18 protein-coding genes are annotated in these 18,303 nt (G+C 70.5%); 7 read left to right on the top strand and 11 right to left on the bottom strand.

The genetic code is table 11. The features are described 5' to 3' along the window. The first annotated feature begins 106 nt into the window (after positions 1–106). The gene (locus tag IEY70_RS09100) at positions 107–1,540 is read left to right on the top strand and encodes an aminotransferase-like domain-containing protein (RefSeq protein WP_189064698.1); all 1,434 of its coding nucleotides are present in this window, start codon (positions 107–109) and stop codon (positions 1,538–1,540) included. 588 nt (positions 1,541–2,128) lie between these two features. Here IEY70_RS09100 and IEY70_RS09095 read toward each other — a convergent pair. The 6 genes from IEY70_RS09095 to IEY70_RS09070 form a co-directional block, all read right to left on the bottom strand. Beyond that, complete coding sequence (locus IEY70_RS09095) at positions 2,129–2,647, bottom strand: hypothetical protein (RefSeq protein WP_189064697.1); 519 nt, start codon at positions 2,645–2,647, stop codon at positions 2,129–2,131. Between the two features lie 145 nt (positions 2,648–2,792). Then, the gene (locus IEY70_RS09090; protein WP_189064696.1) at positions 2,793–4,025 is read right to left on the bottom strand and encodes a 2,3-bisphosphoglycerate-independent phosphoglycerate mutase; all 1,233 of its coding nucleotides are present in this window, start codon (positions 4,023–4,025) and stop codon (positions 2,793–2,795) included. An 89-nt stretch (positions 4,026–4,114) separates the two neighbouring features. Then, positions 4,115–4,780 (bottom strand): tRNA (guanosine(18)-2'-O)-methyltransferase TrmH, encoded by a 666-nt coding sequence (gene trmH, locus IEY70_RS09085; protein WP_189064695.1) that lies wholly within the window; start codon positions 4,778–4,780, stop codon positions 4,115–4,117. A 31-nt stretch (positions 4,781–4,811) separates the two neighbouring features. Then, positions 4,812–5,834: an MBL fold metallo-hydrolase gene (locus IEY70_RS09080; protein ID WP_189064694.1), complete on the bottom strand. Its 1,023-nt coding sequence runs from the start codon at positions 5,832–5,834 to the stop codon at positions 4,812–4,814. A 9-nt stretch (positions 5,835–5,843) separates the two neighbouring features. Continuing rightward, positions 5,844–7,211 carry a deoxyribodipyrimidine photo-lyase gene (locus tag IEY70_RS09075; RefSeq protein ID WP_189064693.1) on the bottom strand — a complete coding sequence of 456 codons (1,368 nt, stop codon included), beginning with the start codon at positions 7,209–7,211 and terminating at the stop codon, positions 5,844–5,846. A gap of 63 nt (positions 7,212–7,274) precedes the next feature. Further along, entirely contained in the window at positions 7,275–7,925 is a 651-nt protein-coding gene (locus tag IEY70_RS09070; protein ID WP_189064692.1) for a trimeric intracellular cation channel family protein, read from the bottom strand. Between the two features lie 261 nt (positions 7,926–8,186). Here IEY70_RS09070 and rpmF point away from each other — a divergent pair, with 261 nt between their 5' ends. After that, on the top strand, positions 8,187–8,369 hold the full coding sequence (gene rpmF, locus IEY70_RS09065) for a 50S ribosomal protein L32 (protein WP_055363851.1): 183 nt from the start codon (positions 8,187–8,189) through the stop codon (positions 8,367–8,369). A gap of 559 nt (positions 8,370–8,928) precedes the next feature. Here the strand turns inward: rpmF and IEY70_RS09060 are convergent. After that, positions 8,929–11,361 (bottom strand): ATP-binding protein, encoded by a 2,433-nt coding sequence (locus IEY70_RS09060; protein ID WP_189064691.1) that lies wholly within the window; start codon positions 11,359–11,361, stop codon positions 8,929–8,931. Between the two features lie 317 nt (positions 11,362–11,678). Here IEY70_RS09060 and IEY70_RS09055 point away from each other — a divergent pair, with 317 nt between their 5' ends. The 3 genes from IEY70_RS09055 (at position 11,679) to IEY70_RS09045 (ending at position 13,158) form a co-directional block, all read left to right on the top strand. Then, complete coding sequence (locus tag IEY70_RS09055) at positions 11,679–12,098, top strand: bleomycin resistance protein (protein ID WP_189064690.1); 420 nt, start codon at positions 11,679–11,681, stop codon at positions 12,096–12,098. Between the two features lie 179 nt (positions 12,099–12,277). Then, positions 12,278–12,766, top strand: a complete 489-nt coding sequence (locus tag IEY70_RS09050) for a hypothetical protein (protein ID WP_189064689.1) — start codon at positions 12,278–12,280, stop codon at positions 12,764–12,766. 44 nt (positions 12,767–12,810) lie between these two features. Next, on the top strand, positions 12,811–13,158 hold the full coding sequence (locus IEY70_RS09045; RefSeq protein ID WP_189064688.1) for a hypothetical protein: 348 nt from the start codon (positions 12,811–12,813) through the stop codon (positions 13,156–13,158). A gap of 19 nt (positions 13,159–13,177) precedes the next feature. Here the strand turns inward: IEY70_RS09045 and IEY70_RS09040 are convergent, their stop codons facing one another. Continuing rightward, a complete protein-coding gene (locus tag IEY70_RS09040; protein ID WP_189064687.1) occupies positions 13,178–13,690 on the bottom strand; it encodes a PaaI family thioesterase in 513 nt (170 codons plus the stop codon). A gap of 29 nt (positions 13,691–13,719) precedes the next feature. Between IEY70_RS09040 and hemW the strand changes: the two genes are divergently transcribed. Continuing rightward, the gene (gene hemW, locus IEY70_RS09035) at positions 13,720–14,940 is read left to right on the top strand and encodes a radical SAM family heme chaperone HemW (RefSeq protein ID WP_229777794.1); all 1,221 of its coding nucleotides are present in this window, start codon (positions 13,720–13,722) and stop codon (positions 14,938–14,940) included. Positions 14,941–14,986: 46 nt separating this feature from the next. On the opposite strand, the gene IEY70_RS09030 is transcribed toward hemW, so the two are convergent. The 3 genes from IEY70_RS09030 to IEY70_RS09020 form a co-directional block, all read right to left on the bottom strand. Next, positions 14,987–16,057 carry a S66 family peptidase gene (locus IEY70_RS09030; protein ID WP_189064686.1) on the bottom strand — a complete coding sequence of 357 codons (1,071 nt, stop codon included), beginning with the start codon at positions 16,055–16,057 and terminating at the stop codon, positions 14,987–14,989. Positions 16,058–16,120: 63 nt separating this feature from the next. Then, a complete protein-coding gene (locus tag IEY70_RS09025; protein ID WP_189064685.1) occupies positions 16,121–16,639 on the bottom strand; it encodes a GNAT family N-acetyltransferase in 519 nt (172 codons plus the stop codon). After that, positions 16,636–17,577 (bottom strand): carbon-nitrogen hydrolase family protein, encoded by a 942-nt coding sequence (locus IEY70_RS09020; RefSeq protein ID WP_189064684.1) that lies wholly within the window; start codon positions 17,575–17,577, stop codon positions 16,636–16,638. The genes IEY70_RS09025 and IEY70_RS09020 overlap by 4 nt, the downstream gene beginning before the upstream one ends. 131 nt (positions 17,578–17,708) lie before the next feature. Here IEY70_RS09020 and IEY70_RS09015 point away from each other — a divergent pair, with 131 nt between their 5' ends. Beyond that, positions 17,709–18,293: a 5-formyltetrahydrofolate cyclo-ligase gene (locus tag IEY70_RS09015; protein WP_189064683.1), complete on the top strand. Its 585-nt coding sequence runs from the start codon at positions 17,709–17,711 to the stop codon at positions 18,291–18,293. Positions 18,294–18,303: the final 10 nt, after the last annotated feature.

Below are 18,303 nucleotides of genomic sequence, written 5' to 3'. Positions count from 1 at the left end.
TGCGCTGCCAATCACCCCCCCGGCAGTGGCAATGGCCCCCCGAATGGCCCACCAGCCACCCCGCCAGTGGCCCACCCCGACCCCGCCACAGCAGTACCCTGAACCGGTGCCCCCCCACCCCACCCTGCCAGACGCACCCCGCTGGGCCGCCCTGCTGACCGGATGGCGCCGCAACCCCACCGCCCCCACCCTTCAGGGCCGCCTGATCAGCACCCTGCAAACCCTGATCAGCACCGGCCAGCTCAGCCCCGGCGAACGCCTCCCCGCCGAACGCCCCCTGGCCGCCCTGCTCGGCCTCAGCCGCAACACCGTCGCCCAGGCCCTCGACGACCTCGCCGCCAGCGGCTGGGTCACCCGGCGCGTCGGCAGCGGCACCCACGTCTCAGGCAACGCCCCCCGCACCGCGCCCCTCCTCACACTCCGCACCCCCGTCGGCGCGGCCCACCCCAGCGAGATCGACCTCACCATCGCCGTCCCCCTCCTCACCGAACCCCACCGCCACCGCCTACGCGAAGCCACCCTGAACGCCTTCCAGGAAAGCCTCTACCACCCACTCGGCCTCCCGGACCTGCGCGCCTGCATCGCCGAACTGTACGCCACGCAGGGCCTCCCCACCACACCCGAACAGATCATCATCACCAGCGGCGCACAGCAGGCCATCTCCCTCACCGCCACCACCCTCCTCCGCCGCGGCGACCACGCCCTCCTCGAAAGCCCCACATACTTCGGAGCCATCGACGTCTTCCGCGCCGCCAGCGCCACCCTCACCGGCGTGCCCGTCACCCCACACGGCGTGAACCCCGACACGTTCATGACCCTCGCCCGCACCCACCACCCCCGCCTCGCGTTCCTCACCCCCACCCACCAGAACCCCACCGGCACCACCCTCCCCACCCACGCCCGCGCCCGCCTCGCCGCCTTCATTCACGACACGCACCTCCCCACCATCGAAGACGACACCCTCACCGACCTCGGCTTCACCGACCAACCCCCACCCCCACGCCTCAGCACCCACGCCCCAGACGCCCCCATCATCAACGTCGGCTCCCTCAGCAAGCTCTACTGGGCCGGACTCCGCATCGGCTGGATGCGCCTCCCACCCACCCTCACCGCGCCCCTCACCCAGGCCAAGACCCTCACCGACTTCGGCAGCAGCCAACCCGCCCAGCACCTCGCCCTCCACCTCCTGAGCGACCTCCCCACCCTCATCAGCGAACGCCGAGCCGCCATCACCCCCGCCCGCGACCACCTCGCCCACCTCCTCCGCACCCACCTCCCCGACTGGACCTTCACCACCCCACCCGGCGGACAATTCCTCTGGATTCAACTCCCCACCCCCACCGCCAGCGCCTACACCCACCACGCCGCCCGCCACGGCCTACGCCTCTACCCCGGCGCCAGCATGGGCGTCGAACCCCTCCCCGACCAGTACCTGCGCGTCCCCTTCACCCTTCACCCCGACCACATCCCCGAAGCGGTCCGGCGGCTCGCGCGGGCGTGGGTGGAGTTCACGAGCCGGGGGAGTGAACGGCTGGCGTGAACTGAGTTGGTCTGTGTTGGAATGGCTGCGCCTGCGCCGGGCTTCCCCACCCCCCAGCCCCCTACCCCAGAGGGGCAGGGGGAGTTTTCGCTGCGCTCGGCAAGGTATTTCTCTGAGGTGGTTGGCGGGTAACTGGCGGGGACGGCCACGTATGTGTCTGCATTCCTCCGATATCGCTGCGTGCGCCCCGCGCGCTGCGCGCACGACGGGCTCGTCTGCCACGACGATGGGTGGGCCCCACACCCTGGTGCGACCCAGAAGGTTCTACTTTTTGGGCTTCTGCCAAAGCGGTCTTTTGAAAGTCGATCAGCGGCGCGAAGCGTCCCACCGATCACCTGACCGCAGACTGCCACTGGCCGTCGTGCGCGCAGCGCGCGGGCCTTGCGGGGGGGCGGCAGGATGGCGTGGAAGCCGGACCCGTCACCGCCCGACACACCTCCGCCGCGCCAGTCAAAACTCTTGCCCAGTGCCAACGTAAGCCCCCCCTGCCCCAGAGGGGCAGGGGGCTGGGGGGTGGGGCAGCCCGCCGCAGGCGCACCCCTTCCAACCACAGAAAAACCCCCCTCCAGCTGGAAGGGGGCGCAGACGTTACTTGTTGCCCTGGGTTTTCTTGTACTGGCCGGGGGGCATGCCGCCGGGTTTCTTCTGGAGGCCGGGGGCTTTGGCCCAGGCGGCCTGTCGGCCCATGACGTTCACAAGCGGCTGGCGGGTGCCGTCTTTGGCTTTGACGATGATGCTCTGCGCGCTGAGGGGTTGGGCGGTGGTGATGGGTTGCGCGAGGGGGTAGATCTCTTTGGCGTAGGTGGTGGTGCCGGGGACCTGGGTCATGACCTGGACCTGGGTGAGGCGGGTGGTGGTGGGGTAGGCGGGGTTGACGACGATGCCGCCGCCGCCGCTGAGGGTGGCGGCCTGTTGGTTGGTGGGGGTGAGGAAGGTGACGCGGACGCCCTGGTTCAGGAGGTTGATGACGTTGGCGGTGGTCTGGACGATGCTGGGGTACTGGAGGCTGGCGCTGATATTGACGCTGAGGGTCTGGGCGCTGGCGGTGCTGAAGGGGGCGGCGCCGAGGGTGGCCGCGAGGGCGGTGGTCAGGATGGCTTTGTGCATGGTGGTCCTCCGTGTTCCGCGTGGGAACGTGTTGGATTCACCTTGCCGTTTGAATCTGACCCTGGGCTGAATGGGGGGTTGAGGTTGGGTTGTGGAAACGGCCCCGTCGCCGGGGGGCGAGGGGGCCGTGCTGGGCGGGTTGGGGTTACGCGCCGTACTTGTTGAGTTTCAGGGCGTTGGCCATGAGGAGCGGCATGAGGTCGGTGCCTCTGCGCAGGCCGAGGCTGCCTTTCAGGGCTTCGTCTTCGGTGTAGCGCTGGGCGAGATCACGGCGGCCGTAGTTGCTGCGGATGAGCAGCGGCACGGGGTGCCAGGAGTGCGTGGCGAGCTTGCTGGGGGTGCTGTGGTCGCCGACGATGGCGATGACGTCGGGGTTCAGCGCCAGGAGTTGGGGGAGCAGCTGGTCGAAGAGTTCGATCTTCTTGACTTTTGCCCCAAAGTCGCCGTCCTCGCCGGTGCTGTCGGTTTTCTTGACGTGGAAGTAGAAGAAGTCGTACTTGTCCCAGTTGTCGCGCAGTGCCTGGACTTTGCCGTCGAGGGCGTCTTCTTCGCCCTGCACGGTGAGGACGTCCATGCCGACGAGGCTGGCGAGGCCCTTGTACATGGGGTAGCTGGCGATGCAGGCGGCTTTGAGCTGGTAGGCGGCGTCGAAGCTGGGGAAGTGGGGGACGTCGCTGTACCCGCGGAAGAGGACGCCGTTGACCTGCGGTTCGTCCTTCAGGGCGGTTTCGGCGCGTTGCACGAAGGCGTTGACGAGGTCGGCGGTTTTTTTGCTGGCGTCGTCGTGGGCCTGGGCGGTCATGGGGGGCACGCCGGTCGCCTGGGGGTCGACGTCGCTGAGGTTCGCGCCGAGGGGGGCGCCGCCATTGGCGCGGAAGACGACCACGAAGCGGTGCTCCGACTCGGTGTAGATCTCGACGGGGGTGCCGTCGATGTCGGGGATGGCGGCCTTGAGCTTGGTGACGATCTCGGCGTTCTTCTCGTCGCTGGGGCGGCCGGCGCGGCGGTCGAGGACGCTGCGGTCCGCGCCGAGGGTGGCGAAGTTGCCGCGCACGGCGACGTCACCGGCGCCGAGTTTCACGCCGATCCCGACGGCCGAGAGGGCGCCGCGTCCGACGACGTACTTCAGGGGGTCGTACCCGAAGAGGCTGAGGTGGCCGGGGCCGCTGCCGGGGGTGATGCCCGCGCCGACGAGTTCGACGGCGCCCAGCTGGCTCTGCGCGGCGAGCGCGTCGAGGTTGGGGGTCTTTGCCGTGGCGAGTTCGGTGTCGCCGTTCGTTTCGAGGGGGAGGCCGCCGATGCCGTCGAGGACGACCATCAGGATCTTGCTGTCGGTGGGTTTGGCGAGGTCGCGGATGGTATCCAGAAGGTCGCTCATGGGGTTCAGTGTACGCCGGACACGAAGGGGGCCGGTCAGCCCATATGACCAGCCCCTCACCAACCCGCGCCGGGGCTCCGGGTGACCGGTCAGGCGATGATCTGTCCGTGCTCGTCCAGCATGGGGTACGCCTCGCCACGGTCGCGGTAGGCGGGCGCGAGGTCCGGGTACGCCCACTCGAACGCGCGGTCCGCGAGGGCCTGCGGGGTCAGTTGCGGCGTGTCGTACATTCCGGCGGCGAGGCGCTGGCGCTGCGCTTCGAACAGGATGGTGGCGGCGGCGACCGAGACGTTCAGGCTCTGCACCATGCCGAACATGGGGATGATGATGTTCCCGTCGGCGGCGTCGGCGGCCTCGTCGCCCACGCCCCACTTCTCGGCGCCCAGCAGCACGCAGGTGGGGCGGGTGTAGTCGGCGTCGCGGTAGTCCACGCTGCGCTGCGAGAGGTGCGTGGCGAGGACCTGCACGCCCTGCGCCTGGAGGTCACGGACGGCCTGCGCGGCGTCCTCGTGGCGGTTGACGGTCACCCACTTGTGGGCGCTGCCGCTCGTGGCCTCGAAGGTGTGGCCCTCGAATTCCGCGAGTTTCCCGCCCTTCGGGGCGACGGCGTGCGCCTCGAGGACACCCACGGCGTCGCAGGTGCGGATGATGGCGGACAGGTTGTGGGGTTTGTTCACCTGGTCCATCAGGACGGTCAGGGTCGGCTGGCGTTTGCTCAGCACCCGCATGATTTTCGCGTAACGCTCCGGGGTCATAACGCTCCAGAGTACCGCACGGCGCGCAGGTTCAGGCGCGGGTGAACAGGCCCGCGCCGTCCTCGCGCGCAGTCTCGCTCAGGGCGCCCGTTCCGGTCAGGTACTCGGTCAGCGCGGCGGTCTGGTCGAGCAGCAGCACCGCCTGAATGGACCGCAGACGCGGGTGCAGCGCGAGCAGCAGGTCGTGGACGGTCATGGGCTGCGTGCAGGCGGCCAGCAGTCCGTCCAGTTTCTCGTGCGTGCGCGCCCGCAGCGCCTGAATGCGGGCGTGGAGGTCGGGCATGGGGCCGTCGTGCCCGCCCAGGGCGAGGGTCACGCCGTCCAGCGCCTCCACGCGGTCCAGTGAGTCCAGGTACGCGGCCACGCCACTGCCACGCAGGAAGCGGGCAGGCATCAGCGGTGGCGAGTTCAGCGGCAGCAGGTGATCGGCACTCAGCAGCACCTCGTCCACGCGCAGGCAGATCTGGTGGCCCTCGTGGCCCGGCGTGTGGATGACGTGCAGGAGGTCGTCCAGCCTGTCCCCGTCGTGCAGGGGTGTGGCGACCGGGATGGCGCGGGGCACGCTGAGGTTCGAGCCCCGGCGGCGGATCCGGCCGTCCAGTTCACCCCCGGGCGGCAGGCCCAGCCACGCGGCCTGCGCATCGGGTTGCATCAGCCAGGCGGCGCGGATCGCGCCGGGCTCCTCGATGAACGGCACGGCGCTGTGGAACGCCGCCACGGGCGCGTCCGTGTGCTCCCGCAGGGCGCTCAGGCCGCCCAGGTGATCCGGGTGCGGATGCGTGATCACGATCCGGGTCAGGGTCTCCAGGCTCACCGCCTCGCCGTACCCGGCCCGCACCGCCGCAAGTCCAGCTTGAATGTCACCCAGGTTGTCCGGGCCACTCCCGCCGGTATCCACCAGCGCCGCGTAGGCCGGGGCGTGCGGGTCGCCGCGCACCAGCAGGTAAGTGTTCGCGCGGAAGTTCGGGAAGGCCCGCACGGGCAGCGTGTACACGCGCGTGCCGCCACTCGTCACGTGCCGGGCGGGAAGGGAGAGGGAGGCCACGTCGGTCATGAGCGGACTCTAGCGGCTGCGGGGCTCGGGGCTCCCCTCTTCCGCCCACTGCCGGGCGTATTTTTCGATGTCGAATTTGCGTTTCAGGCCGCTGGCGTTCATGTAGCGCACCGTGCCGAAGATGGGGCGGCGCGTCCAGGGGCGGTCGTGCAGGCCGAAGATCCAGCCGACGCCCACCCAGGAGTTCGGGTCGCGGCCGTCCTGTTCGTGGCGGTTGTTCAGCCACAGCAGGGTGTCGTAGGCCTGCTGGGGGGTGGGGGTCCATTCGATGATTTTCTTGCCCCAGTACATGCGCATGTAGTTGTGCATGCGGCCGGTGCGGGTCATCTGGCGTTGCGCGGCGTTCCAGTACGGGTCGTGCGTCTGCGCGGCGTCCAGTTCGGCGCGGGTGTAGGTGTGTTCGCGGCGGTCCCCGGCGTGTTCTTCCAGGGTGGCGCGGGCCCAGGCGGGGAGGCCCGCGTAGCGGTCGTAGTGGGGGTTGTAGGTGGTGTAGTTGAAGCTCAGTTCGCGCCGCACGATCAGTTCTTCAAGGAAGGCGTCGGTGTCGGGGCCGGGGTGTTCGCGCGCGGCGAGGGCGGCGGTCAGCGGGGAGAGGTGCCCGTAGTGGAGGTGCGCGCTCAGGCGGCTGCTGCCGTCCACGGTGGGGTCGTTGCGCCGGGTGGCGTACCCGTCGAGTTTGCGGGTGATGAAGTCTTCGAGCAGGTCGTGTGCGGCGTTCTCTCCGCCTTCCTCGTCGCCGGGGGGGACGCTGTGGTCGATGGGGAGGGTCTTCAGGAGGCGGGCGGGGTCGCTGATGTCCTCGCCGCCGTCCCAGTCGCGCGCCCGGCGTTTCAGGTCGTGGACTTCCAGTGGGACGAGGTAGTCGTGCCACAGCCGGTGGATCTTCGGGCGGATGGTGCGCGCCGCGTACTCCTGCTTGCCGCTGACCACGCCCACGGGAATGACCGCCTCGGATTCCACCTGCACCAGCGGCACGTCGAGCCGGGCGGCCAGCCACTCGCGCCACTCGCGTTGCAGGCGGGTGTACCCGACGTCCGTCACGACGAGCGCCGCGCCCTCTCCCGCCGCGTTAAGGGCCACCTCGGGCGGGCTGCCCAGGGTCACGCGCAGCGGCACGTCCCGCGCGGCGAGGTTGATCCGCAGGTCGCGCAGGCCCTCCAGCAGGTAGGCGTAGTGGCGGGCGTTCGCCTCGGGGTAACCGGGCGTCAGGCCGAACGTGGCCACCAGGGGCAGGTTCAGGCGGTTCGCCTCGCGCACGGCGTATTCCAGGGCGTGGTTGTCTCGGGTGCGGACGCTGGCCTGCACCCACAGCAGCACGAACCCCTGGCGGCGGGGCGTGCCGGGCCGCAGGGGCTGCACACGGGCGTCATGGATCATGCCTGCCGTTCTACCAGTCCTGGCGGGCGCGGAACGGTGCGAACGCTTACCCCACCCGGCCGGTCAGCGTTCCGGCAGGCGGCGCACCGGGAGTTTCACCCAGCCGCGCCGGGACAGCCAGCGCAGCGCGTACACCACCAGCGCGCCCGCCACCTGCGACTGAAACGGCGTGACGTGCCCCTGAAGTGCCCAGACCACGAACGCTCCGGCGGCGGCGGCCGTGGCGTACAGCTGGTCGCGGCGGTACATGACTTCCGGCACCTCGTTGGCGATCAGGTCGCGGATGATGCCGCCGCCCACCCCGGACAGCATCCCGGCGAACACCACGCCCAGCGGCCCCAGTCCGAACTGAATGGCGCCCAGCGCGCCGGACGCCGCGAACAGGCCCAGGCCCACCGTGTCGAACAGGCTCAGGGCCCGCTCGAACCGTGCCAGCCGCTCCCCGAACCCGAACGCGACGGCCGCGCCCGCCAGCGCCGCCCACAGGTACGTCTCGTCCCGCAGGAACAGCGGCGGGGTCTGCCCGGTCAGCGTGTCGCGGATCGCGCCGCCACCCACGGCGGTCACGCAGCCCAGCACCAGCACCCCGAACAGGTCGAAGCGTTTACGGACGCCCAGCAGCGCGCCCGACATGGCGAAGGCCACCACCCCGATCAGGTCCAGGATGTGCAGGCCGGTTGCCAGCGTGATGGGCGTCCACTGCAGTTCGTGCACCTGTCAACTGTACCGGAGTGCGCCCGGCGGGGCTGCGCGGCGTGTCTGCGCGGCCTGTTGTCTGCGCTGCCTGTACCTGGGCCGCCCGTAACGTGCAGGGGGGCTGCGCGCCGTGCAGGGCACGTCCCTGCCGTGACCGGCCGGGTGGATTGGCAGCGTGGCGGGGCGCTGTGCTATACTCCCCGCTGTTGTCTCGCCCGTGCGCTTTGGGCCGAGAATCGCGCCCCGGCGAGAAACGCCGTGCGGCCCAGGAGAAAAATCATGGCCAAGCACCCCGTCCCCAAGAAGAAGACCAGCAAGAGCAAGCGCGACATGCGCCGCAGCCACCACGCCCTCGTCGCGCCCAACCTGACCGAGTGCCCCCAGTGCCACGCGAAGAAGCTCAGCCACCACATCTGCCCCAGCTGCGGTTACTACGACGGCCGCCAGGTGCTGGCCGTCTAAGACGCGCCGCACCGAACGAACGCCCTCCCTCTGCGGAGGGCGTCGTTCATTTACCCCGATCACGGGCACGGGCCTATGCAGACCGTCTCCCACATCCAGCTCTTTCCGGCACAGAGGAAAACCCGCTGCTGGACGCCCTTCCCGGCCTTCGGGTCTGGACCGCCGGGCTTGGCTTGACCACCCGTGAATACCGGGGTATACTTTTCCCATCACCGTCCGCAGAGGGCGGATTTTTTGTTTTCTCCCCTGGTGATCCGATCAGGAGTTCCAGTCGGATCATCGCAGGCAGCCCGCCCCGGCCCGTGACCGCTGCATACCGGATCAACCCGCCAGACAGAAATCACGTGCCACATGGCATTTTCCGGAGGCCCCACATAGACTTGACGATTCCTGCATACCGCGCTATTCTGAACATATCAATCGAGGAAATCCCTCGGCGCCCCCTCAACAACGTAGTAGCAAGCCGAAACAGCCGCCTGGGAAGGCGGATTTTTTATGTCTCCCCGGCGGTCGGCGGGCGCGGCCTCCCCCCTCTGCCGGGAGGCCGCGCCCCGACCGTTCAGGTGGGCGTGTCCCAGGCGGGGGTCAGCAGGCCGCTGGCCGCGCGGGTGTACGGCAGCCACGCCAGCGCGACCAGCGGAACGGTCACGTCGGTACTCCTGGCCTTCACGTCCAGCCGCACAAGGTCGCTGCTGGCGGTCAGGGTCAGGGCGTCCACCTCGGCCTGCACCTGGGTCTGCAACTCCTGTAGTTGCGCCGCGACCTGCGCCAGTTCCGCCTGCGCGGCCTGCACGTCCTGCCCCTCGCGCATGGAGCGGCCCACGCCGGACACGCCGCTGCGCAGCGCGGTCGCCCTGCGCCCACCGCCGAACAGCGCGCCCAGCACGCCCACGCCGACGCTCATGGCGGTCTGAAGCTGGGCCTGCTGCGCCTGCGCCTGCTGCTGCTGCACCTTCAGTTGCGCGCGCGCCAGGCGGTCCTGAAGGGCCGCGACTTTCGGGGCGTACTTCGCGCGGAGTTTCTGCACGGCCGCGTCCCTGGCTTCCCGCCCGGCCAGACTGGCCCGCGCCCGGAAGTCCCCCTCGGCCTCGCCGGGCGCGCTGATCAGTCCGCTGCCTGGCTCCTGCCACAGCGTCAGGGGGCGGCTGCCCGCCACGAACTTCGCGGCCTCCTTCGCCCAGCGCGCGTGGTTCTTCGCGTTCAGCAGCGCCGCCGGTACGTCCGAGAAGGTCGCGCCGTCCACGCCCGACTGCTCCAGCGTGTTCGGGTCCACGTGCAGTTCGGTCGCCCCGTCCCAGGTGACGGGAATGGGGCCGTCCGTCACGTCTGCCACCAGCGGCAGCACGCCCGCCACGTCCACGCGGTACTTCACGGAGGCGTAGCGTACCTGCGTGACCGCCAGCAGCTGCGCGTGGTACTTCACGTCCGGCTGGGACGTGGGCACGAAGACCTCGGTGATACCGGGCGGAACCACGGGCTTTGCCGGGGCGGATGGCTGAAGGCCGATGGCCGAAGGCGAAACCCCAGCCGGGCCATCTGCCTTCTGCCTTCCACCATCCGCCATCTGCCATCTGCCCTCCGCCTTCCTCTCCCCCATCAGTCGCCGGATCTGCGTGCCGGTGATCGGCCCGGCGAGGTAACTCATGGTCCAGCGGGTCGTGAACAGCGTGGGGCGGGCCTCGTGGACGTTGTGCATCAGGAACACGCGTTTGCCCAGGCCGGACAGCAGGGCGTCCAGCTGATCGCGGGTCAGGGCGTCCGGGCCGCTGGTCGCGCCCTGCAAGGCCTCCAGCACGCGGGCCTTGTCGTTGTCGGTCTGGAGGCGGCCGATCATCCAGGTGCCGGTGTTGCTCAGGCCCTTGTAATCGAGGTCCACGGGGTTCTGCGTGGACAGCACGACGCCCAGCCCGAACGCCCGCGCCTGCTTCAGCAGGGTCAGCATGGGCGGCTTGCTGGGCGGGTTCCCGTTCGGCGGGAAGTACCCGGCGATCTCATCCATGTACAGCACGGCCCGCAGGCTGCTCGTGCCGGACTGCGTGCGCATCCACGCGAGGGTGGCGTTCAGGAGCATCGAGACGAAGAACATGCGCTCGGAATCGTTCAGGTGCGCGATGCTCATGACCGACACGCGCGGCCGACCTTCCGGCGTGAACAGGAACCGGCCCACGTCCAGCGGCTCGCCCTGCGTCCACGCGGCGAAGCCCGGCGAGGCCAGCAGGTTGTTCAGGCTCATGGCCAGCTCGAAGCGCTCCTTCGGCGGGTAGAAGGCGTCCACGGGCATCACGCCGATCTGCGCGAACGGCGGCGCCTGAATCCCGGCGATCAGGCCGCCCATGTCCAGCGACCGTCCCTCGCCCCACGCGTGCCCCAGCAGGTTCGACAGCAGCACGTGCTCGCGCGAGCGCATGGGATCCGCACTCAGCCCCAGCAGGCCCAGCAGGCCCGTCACGGTGCCCTGAATGCGCTCACGCAGGGCGTCGGTGTCGTCCATGATCTCGGGGGGCGGCGCGTCGAAGCCCTTCAGGACACTGACCGGCAGGCCCGCGCTGCCGCCCGGCGTGTACACCGCGAAATCCGCCTTCTCCCGCAGCGTGCGGATGCGTTCGCCGCTCTGACCCCACTCACCCAGCCCCCTGCGCCACAACGCCGACTTCTGCGCCGCCAGATCATCGGCGGACACGCCCGCCCGCGCGGCCTCCGCCTCGTCCACCCACGGGCGGAAATCGCCGGGCGTGAGGTCCGGGAAGGTCAGCAGCAGGTTCCCCAGATCCCCCTTCGGATCGACGGCCAGGACAGGCACGCCGTCCATCAGGGCCTCCTCGATCAGGCTCAGGCCCAGGCCCGTCTTGCCGCTGCCGGTCATGCCGATGATCACGGCGTGCGTGGTCAGGTCTGCGCTGTCGTACAGCAGCAGTTCATCCGTCGGTTGGTTCGTGGCAGGATCGACCGTCCTGCCCAGGTAGAACGCGCCCAGCTTCTCGTAATCCTGCATCTGACCTCCGGCCCAGCTGTGTGATGATCCCAGCATACCGACCCGGCCCGCCGGGCGGCACCAGCTCCCCCGGCGTGGGCCTGCGCGCCAGGGGGCGGCAACAGCATGCAAACGGCGCATACCCCACTGCCGGAAATGCCCACCAGAACGCCATCTGCGCAACCCGCCCGCAGAAGTTGACACGCCCTGCATACCGCGCTATTCTTTCCATATCACCGTCCGCGCAGGACGGATTTTTCGTTTTCAGGGCCCGCCCTGCGCGGCGCGTAGGCCAGCACGTGCATCCCACAGCCACGCCGGACCGCTACCGTGCAGGTATGACCGACAACCAATCCCTGCTGCCCGTCACCGAGTGGGCCGCGCTGGTGCCCGAGCTGATGGTCAGCGACCTGCCTCACAGCCTCGACGTGTACACCCGCATGTTCGGCTTCACGCTGAACTACACGCGGCCCGGTTTCGCGTACCTGAGTCTGGGCCGGGCGCAGTGGATGCTGGAGCAGGCTCAGCCGGGGAAAGCGTGGCTGACGGGGCCGCTGGAGGTGCCGTTCGGGCGCGGCATCAACTTCCAGATCGTGCATCCGGAGCTGGACGCCCTGCACGAGCGGCTGCTGGCGGCGGGCTATCCGCTGTTCGCGCCACTGAACACAGAGACGTACATGGAAGGCGACACGCCGCACACGCAGCGGCAGGTGCTGGTGCAGGACCCCGACGGGTACCTGCTGCGCTTCACGGACTGATATGGACTCCGGTTGAATGGCTTGCAAAGCCGTTCAATCCGAGCGGAGCGAGTAGGAGAGAAACGGGTTCCGGGCGTGAAGTTGACAACCCGGTGCCCTGCCGGGTTGTCAATGAAACAGACGGAATCCGTATGAGGTGGCGGTCTGAGATGGGGGGTGCGCCCGCTATGCTGGGCGTCATGCAACACACCCGCACCTGGTCTGACGTGTACGGCAGTGCCCTCGCCCTGTTCGAGGGTCGCGCGGGGGGGCACGCGTGGCTGGTCGCGGCTCCCCCGTCCCTGGCGGGTGGGCTGGCCGGGGAACTGGCGGGCGTGGACGGCAAGGGCCGCGTGACGCTGGTCGTGCATGAGGGCCTGACGCCGCTGCTGGCGGCGCTGCGTGAGGCGGACCCGCGCGGCGTGATCGTGGTGGCGCCGTCGGCCCTGTCGGGCGGCCCGGCGATCAGCGTGCCGGAACGGGTGGTGAACGACGCGGGCGGCGTGGAGTACCGCGAGGGCGGTGAGTTTCCCGCCTGGACGGGCGCGGATGACGTGGGCGGCCCGGCGGGCGGGTGCGCGGCTGCGTCAGCGGCGGCCCAGGCGGGCGCGGCGGTGGTCGTGGTCGGCCCGGAGAACGTGGCGGAAGCCCTGAGTGCCTGGATGGACCGCACGCCGCACGGCCGCTGAAGTTCGCATGGTTGGATTGTCTACGAGTGGTAGGGTCGACAATCATGAACCGATACGAACGGGCAGCGCAAATCTGGAGTGTTCTTGCATGGGCTGCTCGGCACAGGCAGACCATCACATATCAGCAGCTGAGTAAAGCCACAGGGATGCACGCTGCGGGGCTGGGCAACATGCTGGATCCCATCCAGGCCTACTGTGTGCAGCACAGGCTGCCTCCCCTGACGGTCCTAGTCGTTCAAAAAGCTACCGGTCTTCCTGGATCAGGCTTCACGGCTGCTCAGGCAGTGCAGACGGCGAGCGATCAGGCTCGCGTGTTCGACTACGACTGGCTTGAGCATGGCAATCCTCAGCCCAACGGGTTCGAGAATCTGGATCAGGTGCCTCAGGTGTAGATCACGCCCACGGCCAAGGTCAGCGCAGGATCAGGCAGGTGGTCGTGGCGTGCGCGTACAGTTTTCCGGCGTCGTCCACGATGCGGCCCTCGGCAATGGCAGTCTGGCGGGTGGTCGCGACGACCTGCCCGACGGCCTGCACTTCCGGGCCGCCGGCGATCAGGGGGCGGATGCAGTTGAATTTCAGTTCCAGCGTGGTGTACCCCACCCCGGCGGGCAGGGTGGTGTGAATGGCGCAGGCCAGCGCGGAGTCGAGCAGGGTGGCGAACACGCCGCCGTGCACGCTGCCGATGGGGTTGTAGTGGAATTCCTGGGGTCGCAGGCGGAACACGGCGCGGCCTTCCGTGAAGTCCTCCTCGCGCAGGGGTTCCATGCCCAGGGTCATGCCGACCGGCGAGGGGGGCAGGTCGCCGCGTGCGATGGCGCGCATGAATTCCAGGCCGCTGAGGGTGCGCAGGGCGGCCAGGGTGGGGGCGGTGTCGGCCCAGGTGTAGGTGCGCTGGCGGTCGTTCGTGAGGGGCGCGTCGGTCATGCGGGGAGGATACGCGTAGACTGCCGCGCGTGAGTGCCGACCCCGCCCAGCCCAGCCCTGCCCCGGATGTGGTGCGGCACCTGTACGTGCACGTGCCGTTCTGCCCGACCATCTGCCCGTACTGTGATTTTCATGTCCTGACACGCCGCGCCGGGCTGGTGGAACGCTACCTGGAGCGGCTGGAGGTCGAGGCGGCGGCGCTGGCCGCCACGTACGCCGTCGAGCTGGACACGGTGTACCTGGGGGGCGGGACGCCCAGTTTCCTGCGAGACGCGGAACTGGAGGCGCTGGTGGGCAGCGTGCGCCGTCACCTGGGCTGGGGCCGCCTGGAGAACACGCTGGAGGTGAATCCCGGCACGGTCACGCCGGAACGGGCGGCGCACTGGCGGGCGCTGGGCTTCGACCGGGCCAGCGTGGGCGTGCAGAGCCTGGACGACGCGACCCTGAAGTTCCTGGGCCGCCAGCATGACGCGCAGCAGGCGCACGAGGCGGTCACGACCCTGATCGGCACGGGCTTCCGGGTGAGTGGGGACCTGATCACGGCCGTGCCGGGGCAACCGCTGGAGGCGGACATTCAGGGCCTGCTGGACCTGGGCGTGGGGCACGTGAGTGCGTACACGCTGACCATCGAGCCCGGCACGGAATTCGCGCGCCGGGGCGTGACGGTGCAGGAGGAGGACGAGCGGCGCGGTTTCGAGCAGACCGAGGCGCTGCTGACCGCGCGCGGCCTGACCCGCTACGAGATCAGCAACTACGCCCGGCCCGGCCAGGAATCCCGGCATAACCTCGCGTACTGGCAGGGCCGCACGTACCTGGGGCTGGGGCCAGGGGCTGCGGGACATTACCCGGCAGATGGCGGATGGCAGATGGCGGATGGGGCCGGACCGCGCGCGGCGGACGTGTTGACGGTGCGGCGCACGAATCCGCACCTGCACGAGTGGCTGACCGGCGAGGCGGGCGAGGCAGAACCCATCGACGCGCCCGAGTTCGTGACGGACGCGCTGTTCATGGGCCTGCGTCTGCGTGCGGGCGTGAACCTGGGTGACCTGTCACGCCGCAGCGGGCTGAACGTGGCGGGGGTGTACGCGGCGCCCATCGAGGCGAACGTGGCGCGCGGCCTGCTGGCCCTGGACGGCGAGCAGTTGCGCGCCACGCCCGAGGGCTGGTGGGTCCTGAACCGCGTGATCACGGACTTCCTGGAGGTCGAGGTGACCGGCCAGGACACACCCGGTTCAGACAGCCCCAGCTGAGGCCCGGCCGGGCGAGGCAGTGCCAGTCGGATCAGGGCCGGGCGGGTCAGGGCCAGACGGTCACGCGGCCCGCACGGGGGTCCAGGCGGGCCTGCGCGCCCAGCGGCAGCGTGAGTTGCGGGCTGGTGTGTCCGAAGTCCACGTTCGCCACGACCGGCATCTCCGCGCGGCCTGCCTCGGCCAGCACGCGGCGCACCCAGCCGTGCAGGTCCTCGACCATCGCGGGCGTGTAGGTGCGGGGGCGGGCCAGGATCAGCCCGGCGGCGCCCGCCAGGATGCCCTGCGCGGCGTAGTTGCGCAGCCAGTACCCCACCTGATGCGGGGGCGGCACGTCCTCACTAGTTTCCAGCGCCAGAACCGCGCCGCGCCACAGGGCCGGTTCCGGCCAGCCGGGCGTGCCGTTCAGCATGTCCAGCACCTCCAGGCAGCCGCCCAGCAGGTGCCCCTGCACGGGTGCGTCGCCCTGGAGCCACACCCAGCCGTCGCCGGGGCGGAAGATGCGCGGGACTTCCTGCGCGGCCTCGTCGGCCCAGTCGGGGCCACTCTGCGTCCACTCCGGGGCGGCCTCCAGATCGAAGGGCGCGGGCGGGTCCACCAGCGCCCGCCGCAGCCCCTGCACCGTGAACGGGTGCATCCCGGCGTTCTCGGCCAGATCGGTCAGGAGGGCCGGGCCGTGATACGCCATGACGCCCGCCCGCAGGAACTGCGTGAGGGTCACGGTGGAATCGCTGAAGCCCAGGAACGCCTTCGGGTGCGCGCGGATCAGGTCCGGGCGCAGGTGCGGCAGCAGGCGCACGCTGTCGTCCCCGCCGATGATGCTGACCATGCCGTCTATGTCCGGCGACTCCAGCGCCCAGTGCAGGTCGTCCGCGCGGGCCTGCGGGTTTGCCGCCAGGAACTCCGGACCGCGCAGCGCGTTCGGGGCGGCCACGACCTCCCACCCGAATTCACGCGCGACCTGACGCACCCCGGCGCGGTAGCGGTTCATGACCTCGGTCACGAACCCGCTCGACAGGCTCAGCGCCGCCACCCGCGACCCCGGCCCCAGGCGCGGCGGGCGCACGAACCCGCGCTGAACGGAGGGAGGCACCAGGGACGCCGGATCAGGAAAGGTCATGCCGGACAGCCTACCGCCGGGACGTGCGGGCCGCCTGCGCCGACTGGCGTACTGGCGGAAGGCTCAGGCAGGCGCGGTCAGGTCGAGGCTCAGCCACTGCTCGGTATACACGCGCCCGTCGCGGCGCACTGCGTCCGGCCGGGTGCCCCACACCCGGAACCCGGCGCGTTCGTACAGGCTCAGCGCGGCGGGCTGCGAGTCCATCACCGCGAGGTGCAGCGAGGTCACGCCCGCCCACGAGCGGGCCTGCTCCACTCCGGCCTGCACGAGGGCCGCGCCGACACCCTGACCACGCGCGGGCGGGGCGACCGAGACGCCGTACACGTTCACGCGGTGCGCCAGGGGTAGGGCCGCCTCACGCACCAGGGTCAGCAGGCCCACGAGGTCAGTGCCCAGGAACGCGCCCAGCGTGACGCCCGGCGCGTCCTGCGCGAGGCGGGCCACCAGGGCAGTGTCGTCCAGCGCGGCGAACTCGGCGGCGTTCGTCAGGAAGGCGGCCGGGTCGGCGTGGAGCGCCGCCAGTCGCGCGGCCCGGTACGCGGGCGCGTCGGCGGGCGTCAGGCGGCGGACCGTGACGGTCATGCGGGTTCCGGCGTTCCGCCCAGCGTGACGACCCTGGCGGGCACGGCGCGGCTCACGCCGACGTGCCGGTCCCGCCAGTTCAGGACGTGCCCGTCCGCGCGGACGTGGCGGGTCAGGGTCAGGTCCAGGTCCGTGACCAGCCAGCCCGGCTCGTTCCAGCCGAGCTGCGCTGCGATGCCGTCCTCGGGCAGCCCGTTGTCGGACGGGGCGTAGATGCTGGCGGCGCCGTGCGCGTCCTCGACGGCGTACGTCCAGGGGGCGTCCGCGATCAGCGGGGCGTGCAGCGCGTACAGCTGGTTTTCGAGCGCGCGGGCCATGCTGCCCACCCGCACGCGCGTGAACCCGGCCCGGCTGCCCGTGAAGGACGGCACGACCAGCAGTTCCGCGCCCGCCTCGGCCTGCGCGCGGGCCAGTCCCGGGAACTCGCTGTCGTAGCAGATCGCCACGCCGAAGCGCAGCGTGCCGCCGGGCAGCGGCAGGTCGAACACCGCCGCGCCCTCGCCCGGCGCGACGTGCCACTCTTCGGCCTCGAACCGGGTCATCAGCAGTTTGTCCTGATGGCCCTGCGTGCCGTCCGGCCCGAACACGAACGCCCGGTTCACGAACGCCCCCGCGTGCGCGACCGGGTAACTCCCGGCCACGATCCCCACGCCGTACTCGCGGGCCAGCCGGGCGTGCAGCGCCACGAACTCCGGCACGAACGCCTGCAGGGCCGGGCGCATCCCGATCACGTCGTGGTGCAGCTCCGTGGGCAGCAGGCTGACGAGTTCCAGCGGCGCGTACTCCGGGAACACCAGCAGCCCTGCGCCCTGGCCCGCCGCGTCCGCCACCCAGCGCGTCAGCTTGGCCTCGAAGGCCGCCCAGTCCGTCAGGAAGTCCACCGGGTACGCCGCCGCCGCCACCCGCACCCGTTCCACGCTGCCCTCATGCCCTGTCATGCGCCCGAGTGTACCCGCCCCGCCCGACGCGCACCGCCGCCAGATGACCTATCTGCGGGGGTGCCGCACGCCATCCGCCATCTGCCATCTGCCATCTGCCATCCGCTCTCCCCCTCTGCTAGCGTGCAGGCATGACCACCGCCGGGGCGCTGCGCGAACAGGTGTGGGATGAACTGGTCGCCCGCCGCGCCTGCGCGTACCCGCTGCCGCCGCACGGGCACTGCCCGAACTTCACGCACGCGAAGAAGGCCGCTGCGCAACTGCTCTCGCACCCGGACGTGGCGGCCCTGCACACCCTGATCGTCGGGCCGGAACGGGCGCTGCTGCCCCTGCGGCAACAGGCCCTGAAGGCCGGGAAGACGCTGTTCGTGCCGCACCAGCACAGGCAGGGCTGGTACTGGCGCGTGACCGACCCGGCAGGCGCGAAACTCAGCGGCCTGCGCGCGCACGGCGAGGCGACCCTCACCCCGACCGGCGCGCAGGCCGCCGTGATCGCCTGCGTCGCCGCCGACCATCACGGCGCGCGGCTCGGGAAGGGCTTCGGGTGGGGCGCGCGCGGCCTGCACCTGGGTCTGCCCGAGTTCACGCTGGCGCACCCGCTGATGCTGCGCCCCGCCCTGCCCTGCCCCGCCGACTCGCACGTGGCCCTGATCGGCACGCCCGACCGGGTCATCACGCCCCCGGCGCACCTGCCCGATGGAACGAACCGGCCCTGAAGCGCGTACC

Source organism: Deinococcus seoulensis (assembly GCF_014648115.1).
GTDB classification, from domain to species: Bacteria; Deinococcota; Deinococci; order Deinococcales; family Deinococcaceae; genus Deinococcus; species Deinococcus seoulensis.
Note: the sequence above shows the minus strand (reverse complement) of the source record. Positions and strands in the feature narration are given on the sequence as shown.